This is a genomic window from Arenibacter sp. S6351L (genome assembly GCF_023016025.1).
Lineage (GTDB): Bacteria > Bacteroidota > Bacteroidia > Flavobacteriales > Flavobacteriaceae > Arenibacter > Arenibacter algicola_B.
The window spans coordinates 82,114-93,091 of record NZ_JALKBB010000025.1 but is presented as its reverse complement, the minus strand read 5'-3'; the positions used below and the strand labels follow the sequence as shown (position 1 = coordinate 93,091).

Sequence of the window (10,978 nt, the reverse complement as noted above, 5' to 3'; positions counted from 1 at the left end):
AAATCTCCCGATAAAGTGTAGAAAATGCTCGGTGAGTGAAAACCGGGCCAGGAAACGCTAATCGATGTTAATGGTATTTAATCGGTAATTCTTACGTGTATTTAAAAATAAAAACAAGATTCATTCAATATTTGTAGTAATAATCCTATGATACTATCCGTAAATAACCAGTGAAAAATGAATTAAATAATATTGCTCCAATAAGGCTGTACCCTTTTTCAAATGCATAATTAATGGCTCCAAACCCCAGAGCAAGCCTTGCTCCCCTTTAAAGAACCCCCTTAAGGCTAAGTCAGGGTATTCAACCAGAAACCCTACCAAAAGTCGGGATTCGTTCAACTATCGCGTTTCAATAAGGCTGAGGCCTTTAAAATAGGTGTTACACAAATGAAAATGATATCATAAAAATTTTAATATGGATATCCGTAAGTATTTTCCAATTACAAACACTAAAAGAGAAAGTATTTGACAAACGTACTTTTATCAAAACTGTCTTACCTTTATAAAGGCAGGATTATTGTAGTTGTATAATTCTGGCACCACCTAAATTGGTTGGACTAAAAAAATAGAACATAATAACATTAAGTAATTAACAACATGAAACTATTACAGATCATACTACTAGGGGTTCTAGGATTTACCACTATTAGTTGTCAATCCAAAACCAAATCCGAACAAAAGCATGAAATAATTGCCGAAGTCACTCCGAAGGAATTGCAACAATATGAAACTGCCTATTTTGCCAGCGGTTGTTTTTGGTGCGTGGAAGCTATTTTTGAAAGTGTAAAAGGAGTAAAGGAAGTTGTCTCCGGTTATTCTGGCGGGAAGGAAAAAAATCCCACCTATGAACAAGTGGGCTATGGCCGTACTACCCATGCAGAAGCGGTAGAGGTCTATTACGATCCCAAAGTGATTTCTTTTGAAACCCTGGTAAGAGTATTTTTTGGCTCCCATGACCCTACTACTTTAAATAGGCAGGGACCCGACAAAGGTGCCCAATATAGATCCATCGCCTTCTATAAAAACGACTCCGAAAAGAAGATCATAAACGACTATATTTCCAAATTGGAGAAGGAAAAGGTTTATTCCGCTCCCATAACTACAGAGGTAAAACCCTTTACTGTCTTTTATGATGCGGAGGACTATCACCAAGATTATGAAAAAAACAATCCCAACAACTCCTATATCTTAAATGTATCGGTACCGCGACTAAAACGTTTTCAAGCTAAATTTCCGGAACTATTAAAGGATCAGTCCCATTAATGTATATACATCTTAAAGTAATGAGTCAATTTTCATAAATTCTGACCTACAGGAACAAGGAGAATAATTGAATTTTATAAATTAGGCCGACAGCAACAAGCATGTCGGCCTTTTCTTTTGGTCGATTTTTAATATCACAAACGGGCTAATTTTAGTGCATTAAGCCAATATTTAATCACTTTTTTATACCTTTCAAGCTCACATTAAAAAAAATAAGATTAAAAAAATGAAAGTACGATCAAAACTCCCATCCACCTTATTCTCAGCCATACTGTTGGCCTCCTTATTAATAGGTTGCGCAGGGACAGAAAAGGACAACACCCCGTGGGTTAATCTCTTTGATGGCAAAACCTTGAACGGTTGGAACCAAAAAGGCGGAAATGCAAAATATGAAGTAGTTGATGGAACTATTGTTGGAACCACTGTCCACAACACTCCCAATTCCTTTATGACCACCGACAAAATGTACGGGGATTTTATCTTGGAATTGGATTATAAGGTAGATCCATCCATGAATTCCGGCATCCAGATTAGAAGCAATAGCCTTCCATCTTATAGGAACGGACGGGTACATGGATACCAAATAGAAATTGACCCTTCCGAAAGAGCTTGGAGCGCTGGTGTTTATGATGAGGCCCGAAGGGGTTGGTTAAATCCGTTGGGAGATAATCCGCAGGCACAAAAGGCCTTTAAACAAAATGATTGGAACCATTACAGAATTGAAGCTATAGGGGACACCATAAAGACTTGGATCAACGACGTACCTGCCTCCTATTTAATCGATGATAAAACTGCAAGTGGCTTTATTGCGCTTCAGGTCCATGGTATTGGAAAAGACAAAACCGAAGGAACCCAAATTGTTTGGAAGAATGTTAAAATACTTACAGACAACTTGGAAACCTATTCCAGAAAATCGCCCTTAACCCCTATTACCACGAAGAACAAGCTTACAGTTGGTGAAGAAAAAGACAATTGGAAATTGTTGTGGGACGGGGAAACTACCAACGGATGGAGAGGCGCCCGTTTGGACGGTTTTCCGGAAACCGGATGGGAAATAAAGGATGGTGTGCTTACCGTATTGCCTTCGGGTGGTGAAGAATCTGCCGCTGGTGGAGATATAGTAACTACCGACCTCTATAGCGATTTTGAATTAAAGGTCGACTTTAAACTTACCGAGGGTGCCAACAGCGGAATAAAGTATTATGTGAATACCGACCTTAACAAAGGACCAGGTTCTTCCATTGGTCTGGAATATCAAATTTTGGATGATGCTCGCCACCCAGATGCCAAGTTGGGGAATCATGATGGTAGTAGAACGGTAGCTTCCCTTTATGATCTTATTCAGGCAGACCCTAACAAGCCGATCAATCCTATTGGGGATTGGAATACGGCCCATATCAAATCGATCAACAACCATGTTGAACATTGGTTGAATGGGACCAAAGTTCTGGAATATGAAAGAAAAAGCGATGACTATCGCAAATTGGTTTCCGAAAGCAAATATGCAAAATGGCCAAATTTTGGTGAAGGGGACCAAGGACATATCCTATTGCAGGATCACGGGGATTTAGTCTCCTACAAAAACATCAAAATCAAAAGCATAAATAAAAGCGAATAAATGAAAACGAGAAGAGATTTTATTAAAAAAACGGCAGCCGGCAGCGCTGCCCTTAGCTTGGGCGGATTAATAATGCCCAGCATGGGTTACGGTAATATTATAGGAGCCAACGACAAAATAAATGTTGCGGTCATTGGGGTGAGAAGCAGGGCCAAGGCCCATTTCGTTGCCATAAACAAAGACCCCAATGCCAAAATACTTTATAGTTGTGATGTGGACGACAAAATACTGGAGGAACACAATGTTTGGTGCAAAAAGAATATTGGATATATCCCAAAAGTAGAAAAGGACTTTAGAAAGGTTTTGGAGGACAAAAATGTAGATGCCGTTTTCATAGCTACACCAGAACATTGGCATGCTCCAATGGCCATCATGGCCCTACAGGCAGGGAAACATGTTTATGTAGAAAAGCCTTGTAGCCACAATCCACACGAAAATGAGCTATTGGTAGCGGCACAAAAGAAATATGGCAAAAAGGTACAAATGGGAAACCAGCAGCGTTCCTCCCAAAGTTCCGCATTGGCCGTGAAGGAAATCCGTGAAGGAATTATTGGGGAAGTCTACAAAGGCGAGGCCTATTATTCCAGTAATAGGGGCTCTATCGGTATTGGGAATAAAATAGAAGTTCCCAACACATTGGACTGGGATTTATGGCAGGGACCGGCACCTAGGGAATCTTACAGGGACAATGTACACCCTTATAACTGGCATTGGTTCCGTACCTGGGGTACAGGGGAAATTCACAACAATGGTACCCATGAAATTGATATTTGCCGTTGGGCATTGGGTGTGGACCTTCCAAATAGCGTAACTTCCTTTGGTGGAAAGTACACCTTTGAGGATGATTGGGAGTTCGTGGACAACCAACAGGTGACCTATAAATTTGATGATGATAAATTCATTACCTGGACCGGACATAGTAGAGGCTTGATAAAACCAGAGCAACCTGGTAGAGGGGCTACCATTTATGGAAGCAAGGGAATGATAACCATGAGCAGAAATGAATACAACCTTTATAATCTGGATGGCAGTTTAATTAAGAAAGTAGAAGAAGGGGTTAAAAGTGCTACCACCAATACCATGGGTATGGGCGGTTTGGATGTAAATCACGTACACAATTTCTTCAGTGCCATCCGTCAGGACACTTCCCTGAATTCGGATATCAACGACGCCAGTATTTCTACCATGCTATGTCATTTAGGGAATATAGCCCAAGATGTAGGTAGAACCATTCATATTAACCCGACCACAGGAAAGGTAAAAGATGACGATGAGGCCATGTCCTACTGGAAAAGGGAATACCAAGAAGGCTGGGAACCCAAATTATAATTACAGACATGACTTAAATAAAAAATAGCTGGGGCATGCCCCAGCTATTTTCTATTTACACACTTTATGAGATAGTCCTTAGCAATCCTATTTTAATAAACCTGTTATAAATTCCTTGTCATAACCCAATTTTACTTGTTCAATAATACCCACTTCATTGATAAGAAAAAAAGTTGGAAAAGCAGTTACTCCAAATAAATCAACAATTTGATTCCCATTCACAAATACAGGAAATGGAATATTTTTTTCTTCGACATAATCCATAACCTCATTTTTAGTATCCAAAGTATTGATATATAGCCCCATAATGTTATCGGCCAATTCATAATTCCTTAATTTAAGTTGTTCAATGGTTGATTCGCAATACCCACAATTAATAATTGAAAAAATCAACAATATCTTCTTATTTTTAAAACTTGTCAAACTGAATTTCCGGTCAGATATGTCCAATAGTTCAAAATTAGGAGCTTTCTGTCCAGCTATAAAATGAATTTTATTCCTATTTTCTCCGAAAGAAATAGAACGAAATCCAACAGGTTGCTGTTCTTTAATCTGCCTTTTTGTTGAACTAATTTTAAAATTTGAATATTTATATTTAACGGATTGTGCAAATTGCCCTTTAAAAAAATTTCTTCTTTCAAGCAATTGAGGTAAATCCAAATTGGGATCAATAAATAAGTGAAGCTCTGTATAAATAGAATTCCCATCAATTATGGTATCATTCTCTACCATATAATAATCCATATAATCTCTATAATCAATTACGGTGTCCATTTTAAACTTCCATGATTCGTTCCTTAGAAGTGATAGAGGTGAATATTTAATATTTCTATTTTGCTCTAAATATATTTTTTCTTGAGCTTTGTTAGCTTTCGGAAAAAACCTAATTAGACTATCTTGGTGGAAAATCGACTTATAATTACCGTCTACCATCACTTCGGTAATGTTTCCCGACCGAATTACAAAATCAATCCCCTTGTCCTGGAGTCGTCTTTTGCTAATCTCCACTTTAGAACTCAATGTATCTATTTTTCCTATTGGGTTAGGATAAAAAGCCAATTGGTCATAACTTAAGAAATTGGCTTCATCCATTTTATGTCTGGTAGACTCCAATACCTGGGTTGAATTTCTTGTACAGGAAAAAAACAGTATTAATACACATACAATTAAAACATATTCAGAGGAAACTTTTGTAAACATAGAACGACTTTTTGATTTGATCCCGCTATTATTAATTGGGTTTTTACTGCAGAACCACTTCCGTAAACTTGGAATTAATAATGATAGATCTACCACTAGTTTTGTTTATATGATATCCCTTGTTCAAAGTATTATAGCCATTCTTTGTTTTTACCATGTGCAGCTCCTTTGGATGGACCAATTCAGAATTGGTACCATTGACGGCTATATTAAATGCTGTTTTTGGCAATACGCACCTAAATTCTGCATTTTGTAGATTGATATCCAAATCAGTAAAATCCTTGGAAATGGAATTGATAACCAAAGGACCAAATGTGTTTTTAATAAACGCTTTCTGCATTAGATTTTCAATAAGAACATCCGAAAAAGTGGCATTTAAGGTCAAATTTTTAACTTCCTTGATATTTACCTTCTCAGAATAATCGGCCTTAAGTTGACCATAATTCCATTTTTGGACACTTACCGGTGAATAGGAAGCATCTATATAGGTTTTATCGCCATCTATGGTCGACGCCAATAAGGTGGAATAGGATAAAGTGGCACTTAGGTTCTTTGTGTTTTCTGCCAAAATAACTTCTCCATGTCTCACGTTCATTTTAATTTTGGTAGATTTTGGCAATTTGATCTTTATCGTCTTCTTGACCTTTAAATTCTTATCAACTCCCTTTTTTATCGAATAAAAAACATTGGGTGCCGTAGGGTGACGTTCCTCCAAAAAGATAAATTCCCTACTTTTCCCATCCGCCGAGTCTATCTCCATTGTAATAGTCTTCATATCCTTCTGTATTTTCCGTTGTTGTTTGCCCGAAGTTATGGATTTGGCCATTTGTTCTTGCACCTTCTCATTGATTTGCATTCTTTGACTTTGTATTTCTTGCAACTTCTCCAAGCGTTCTTGATGGGCCTCTTCCCTTTTCTTTTCCATTTCAAGTCTTCTTTTATCACTTTCCGCCCGCTTCAGATCCATTTTTTTGCTCCACTCTTCCATTTTACTTTCATAATCCTTCCCAAAACCCTTATCAAATTCCTTCTTCCATTCTTTCAAATAAGCTTCCCCATCTTTTTTATAAGCCTCATAATCAAATGGTTGTATGTTCATTGGAGGAAGCGGTGGCAATTCCATCACTTCTGGCAACTCTGGTAGCTCTACTAGTGGTGCTATGTTATGGGCTCCCCTTACTCCATTAAATTGATGTAAAAAATCGATATCGATATCCTCTGTATTGTAGGTGACAAACTCTCGGTGTCCCAATGCTGTACTGATACTGATATTTTTGCTATTTCCCATAATTTTTACAGGCTCCCTTTTAAAATAGTTGTTCGCCTCCTCCTCGGAAACATCCTCTAATTCCACCACAGCCGTGATATCCACTTGATTCTTGTTCCAGGTTTCAAACTCTATATCGGCATAACTGGTGTTCAATTCCAAAACCACCTCATTGGTTACATTAAAATTCTCATGAAAGGTTTTGGTCTTTTTTTGTCCCCAAACCACACTAGTACCCATAATTAATATTACCATTGTAATGAATCCTATCTTTCTCAATATTGTTTTCATCTATCTTATTTATTTTCTTGATTTAATATTTCGACTTATCATACAGCCGTAAGCAAGGTATTTTTATCCGCCTCCGTGCTTTGGGTCTGCAATTCCTTTAACTTGTCCCTTAGTTTATGTAGCAGCTGTAGCCTCAGTTGCAAGTTCTTTATCAGGGCGGTTATGGTCTGGTCATTGGGACCGATTTCGTTTAATTCGGCATTCAACTTTTTATACTCCTCATTCAATTCCTCTAGGCGTTCCATATAGCTATCGATGAGGGTTTTGTTCCTATCGGAAATTTCCAACTGGGACAATTCCATATTTATACTCACCATATAATAATCTTCCACCTTCTTTAAATCCGGGGAAAGGTCACCTAGGGAAATTCCCCTTTCTTCAGGGGCAGGGTTGTTCTTTTCCGCTATAATTGTTTCAACAGGTTCTGGCTTATTCCAATTTATGAAAAAATAGGTGCCCAAACCAGCCAGAATTATAAGCGAAGCAGCAATTCTGAACCATGGGTAGGATGGCCCCTTAGCAACCGGTAGTTCCACTTCCATTCTTTTTAAAAAACGCTGCTCATGTCCATCCTTCATAGTTGGCATAACTTCCCTATCGGTATTCTTGAACATTTCTCTAAGATCTTGCGACATACTTATTCGATTTTAAAATTTCCTGTAATTGTCCCTTACCCCTTAACAACCTTGTTCTGCAGGAGGTAGGGCTTATGTCCAGTATTTCGGATATCTCGTTGTGATCGTACCCTTCCACCAAAAACAACTGCACCACATATCTATATTTTTCTGGTAATTTCCCTATAGCCTGTATTACTTCCTTTACAGTGACCGTATCATCTACCGTCCAATCTTCATCTTCAGCAACATTCATATACCCTTCATTTAGTTCCACCGTCTTAAGTTGTTTCGATTTTAAAAAATCGATACTCTTGTTTACTACTATCCTTTTTAACCAGGCCCCAAAAGTTACCTCTCCCCTGTATTGACTTATTCTTAAAAATGCCTTGATAAACGATTCCTGAACTACATCTTCCGCATCATCTTCATTTTTTAAGAATCGCATGGCAACACAGAACATGCCATGACAATACTGATTGTACAGTTTCAATTGCGCTTTGCGATCGTTACGTTTACATTGTTCTACAATATCAATCTGAAACATTTCGGCCAGTTTCTTTTGTTGACGGGAGAGTTTGGTTACATTTAAATCATCCCCGATAAATCCCAATTACCTAAAGGACGATGGAATATTTGTAATGTTGCAAAAAAGAGTATTTTTATCTTAAATCTTAAAAAGCACTACATTGAATCAAGTTACAATAAAAAATAATTTCATAACACTGACCGTACTGGACTATGGGGCCATCATCCAAAAGTTGATATTAAAAAATAAGGAAGGGGTAGACACCAATGTGGTGGTGGGTCTGGAGGAACCTGAAAAATATTTAACGGACAACAAGTCTCTTGGAGCCTGTATAGGACGTTATGCAGGAAGAATATCCAATAGCGGTTTTCAAATCAATAACGTACACTATCCTATTTTTTCCAAGGATGGGGTACATCTTCACGGTGGACAAAAAGGCTTCGGGAAGAGATATTGGACCATAGAGCAGGTACATGATGGGGAAAATCCCTTTGTAAAACTAAGCTACCTTAGTCAGGATATGGAAGAGGGCTATCCTGGAAACCTAAAATCCACGGTAACCTATAAACTGGTAGGCCCATCCCTATTTATAATTCATGAGGCTACCACTGACAAGGCCACTCCTGTAAACCTGACCAACCATTCCTATTTCAATCTGGATGGTGCGGAAACCATAGACCATTGGAACCTAAGGTTGGCTTGCACGGAATATTTGGAAACGGATGCAAAACTTCTTCCTACGGGAAAATTGGTTTCCGTAAAAAATTCGAAATACAATTTCCTGGAGTTAAAAAAGATTGGCCAAGTACGTTTGGACACCCCGTTTGTGATGGACTCCAGTCTTAAAAATAGTACCGTACTGACTTCAGACAAATCAGGTTTATCCATGGAAGTAGTAACCAATCAACCGGGAGTGGTAGTCTATACGCCACCCGCTTTTGCCGCCATCTGTTTTGAAACCCAAAATTTCCCGGATGCTCCCAACCAGCCCCACTTTCCAAATAGCATTTTGCAACCAAGAGAAACCTATCACAATGAAACCGAGTTTAGGTTTAGTTTCGTAAATTAGAACAATTAACCTAAGCTAAATCCAAGAATATGAAATTCCTTAAATGGTTATTAGTAGTTATCGTAGTGTTGGCGCTGGCCTTCTTTTTGTTTGGAAAATCCTATTTAACGGAACAGACCAAAAAGAACAGTCCTGAGAAAACAGCTACTTACAATAAAAATGGATTGGACCTAAGTGTAAAATACAGTAGTCCGTTCAAAAAAGACCGTATTATTTTTGGTGAATTGGTACCCTATGATGTGGTTTGGAGAACAGGGGCCAATGAACCTACCACTTTTACCACGGCTACCAACATTAGTGTTGGAGGCAAAAGCTTGCCCGCTGGCAGCTATGCTTTATGGACCATACCCGGCAAAGAGACCTGGAGCTTTATATTCAATAGTGAAATTCCCGAATGGGGAGTTACCATTTTAAGTGGTGGAAAGGAAACCACTAGAAACCCTGAAACGGATGTGGTAGAAATAGGTGTCCCTGTACAGCAATTGTCGCAAACCATTGAAAGTCTATCCATAGACTTTGAGGAAAACGAACAGCTTTACCTTAGTCTTGCTTGGGACAAAACCAAGGTAAGCCTTCCCATTAAAAAGTAAATTTGGCCACCAATAAAAACACGGACGGAAATATTAATTCTAAAACCAAAGCTTTTAGAAAAAGGAATCCGTCCGCAGCGGAACTGATACAAGGTATTTTAAATGGTGACATAGCCACCTTGGCTAGGGCTATTACTTTGGTGGAAAGCACCAACAGTCAACATTTTCAAAAATCCAATGATATTATAGATCAATGCCTACCGCATAGTGGTAAGAGCATACGTATTGGAATAACCGGAGTTCCAGGGGTAGGTAAAAGTACCTTTATCGAAACTTTTGGCTCCTTCCTTACATCCCTGGGAAAAAAAGTGGCCGTACTGGCGGTGGATCCTTCCAGTACCATTAGCAGGGGAAGTATTTTAGGGGACAAGACCCGAATGCCAGAATTGGTAAAGGACAAGAACGCCTATATCCGCCCCTCACCCACTGGTCATTCTTTGGGAGGAGTTGCCAGAAAAACCCGAGAAACTATAATCCTTTGCGAAGCTGCCGGCTTCGATACCATTTTAGTGGAAACAGTCGGGGTGGGTCAAAGTGAAACTGCAGTACACGGAATGGTAGATTTCTTTCTATTATTGAAATTGGCCGGTGCCGGAGATGAACTTCAGGGCATTAAAAGGGGCATCATGGAAATGGCAGATGCCATTGTTATCAATAAAGCCGATGGCAACAATATTGAACAGGCCAATTTGGCCAAAGTTGAATTTACTAAGGCGCTGCACCTCTTTTCCCCAAAAGAAAATGGTTGGACTCCTAAAATCCTCAGTTGTTCCGCTATTCAAAAAACAGGGATATCGGAAATATGGGAAGTCATTAAAACCTACATAGACAATAAACCAGGCCTGGACGGAATAACCGCAAAAAGGAGAACACAAAACAAATATTGGCTACTACAGACTATTGAAGACCAGCTAAAACAACAATTTTATCAAAACAAAAACATAAAAAGTCATCTGGATCAAATGATACAATTAGTTGTAGATGGTAAAATTTCCCCGTTTAACGCCGCCGAAAAACTATTAAGTCTGGCCAAAGAAACCTAAACGCTGCTTTTTTGAGATAAGGTTTATTAAGAATAGCAACAAAAGGAAAAGGTTATGCCTTGGTAATAAATATCATAAACCTATTCCAATTTTAGCTCCACAATAAGATGTAGGACCCAATGCCACATAGGTTGATAAAGTTGATTATCTTTGGCCCTAAATTTT

Annotated in this window: 10 protein-coding genes; 6 read left to right on the top strand and 4 right to left on the bottom strand. The window is 38.6% G+C overall.

Annotation, left to right across the window (positions count from 1 at the left end):
* Nucleotides 1-597: 597 nt before the first annotated feature.
* From msrA to MWU82_RS18225, 3 genes are all read left to right on the top strand, one after another.
* Nucleotides 598-1,263 carry a peptide-methionine (S)-S-oxide reductase MsrA gene (gene msrA / locus MWU82_RS18235; RefSeq protein ID WP_247097506.1) on the top strand — a complete coding sequence of 222 codons (666 nt, stop codon included), beginning with the start codon at nucleotides 598-600 and terminating at the stop codon, nucleotides 1,261-1,263.
* 226 nt (nucleotides 1,264-1,489) lie between these two features.
* The gene (locus MWU82_RS18230; RefSeq protein ID WP_247097505.1) at nucleotides 1,490-2,881 is read left to right on the top strand and encodes a DUF1080 domain-containing protein; all 1,392 of its coding nucleotides are present in this window, start codon (nucleotides 1,490-1,492) and stop codon (nucleotides 2,879-2,881) included.
* Nucleotides 2,882-4,210, top strand: a complete 1,329-nt coding sequence (locus tag MWU82_RS18225) for a Gfo/Idh/MocA family oxidoreductase (protein WP_247097504.1) — start codon at nucleotides 2,882-2,884, stop codon at nucleotides 4,208-4,210. It abuts the gene before it with no gap.
* Between the two features lie 87 nt (nucleotides 4,211-4,297).
* Here MWU82_RS18225 and MWU82_RS18220 read toward each other — a convergent pair whose 3' ends face one another.
* The 4 genes from MWU82_RS18220 to MWU82_RS18205 form a co-directional block, all read right to left on the bottom strand.
* Nucleotides 4,298-5,269, bottom strand: coding sequence for a redoxin domain-containing protein (locus MWU82_RS18220; RefSeq protein WP_247097503.1), 972 nt, complete (start codon nucleotides 5,267-5,269; stop codon nucleotides 4,298-4,300).
* Between the two features lie 184 nt (nucleotides 5,270-5,453).
* Nucleotides 5,454-6,968: an OmpH family outer membrane protein gene (locus tag MWU82_RS18215; protein WP_247097502.1), complete on the bottom strand. Its 1,515-nt coding sequence runs from the start codon at nucleotides 6,966-6,968 to the stop codon at nucleotides 5,454-5,456.
* Between the two features lie 38 nt (nucleotides 6,969-7,006).
* The gene (locus MWU82_RS18210; protein WP_247097501.1) at nucleotides 7,007-7,603 is read right to left on the bottom strand and encodes a hypothetical protein; all 597 of its coding nucleotides are present in this window, start codon (nucleotides 7,601-7,603) and stop codon (nucleotides 7,007-7,009) included.
* Nucleotides 7,587-8,129 (bottom strand): RNA polymerase sigma factor, encoded by a 543-nt coding sequence (locus tag MWU82_RS18205; protein WP_247097500.1) that lies wholly within the window; start codon nucleotides 8,127-8,129, stop codon nucleotides 7,587-7,589. The genes MWU82_RS18210 and MWU82_RS18205 overlap by 17 nt, the downstream gene beginning before the upstream one ends.
* Before the next feature lie 142 nt (nucleotides 8,130-8,271).
* Between MWU82_RS18205 and MWU82_RS18200 the strand changes: the two genes are divergently transcribed.
* From MWU82_RS18200 to meaB, 3 genes are read left to right on the top strand one after another with little or no spacing between them, the layout of a single operon-like run.
* The gene (locus tag MWU82_RS18200; RefSeq protein WP_247097499.1) at nucleotides 8,272-9,180 is read left to right on the top strand and encodes an aldose epimerase family protein; all 909 of its coding nucleotides are present in this window, start codon (nucleotides 8,272-8,274) and stop codon (nucleotides 9,178-9,180) included.
* Between the two features lie 29 nt (nucleotides 9,181-9,209).
* Nucleotides 9,210-9,770 (top strand): DUF2911 domain-containing protein, encoded by a 561-nt coding sequence (locus MWU82_RS18195; protein ID WP_215947060.1) that lies wholly within the window; start codon nucleotides 9,210-9,212, stop codon nucleotides 9,768-9,770.
* Nucleotides 9,771-9,772: 2 nt separating this feature from the next.
* The gene (gene meaB / locus MWU82_RS18190) at nucleotides 9,773-10,813 is read left to right on the top strand and encodes a methylmalonyl Co-A mutase-associated GTPase MeaB (protein WP_247097498.1); all 1,041 of its coding nucleotides are present in this window, start codon (nucleotides 9,773-9,775) and stop codon (nucleotides 10,811-10,813) included.
* Nucleotides 10,814-10,978: the final 165 nt, after the last annotated feature.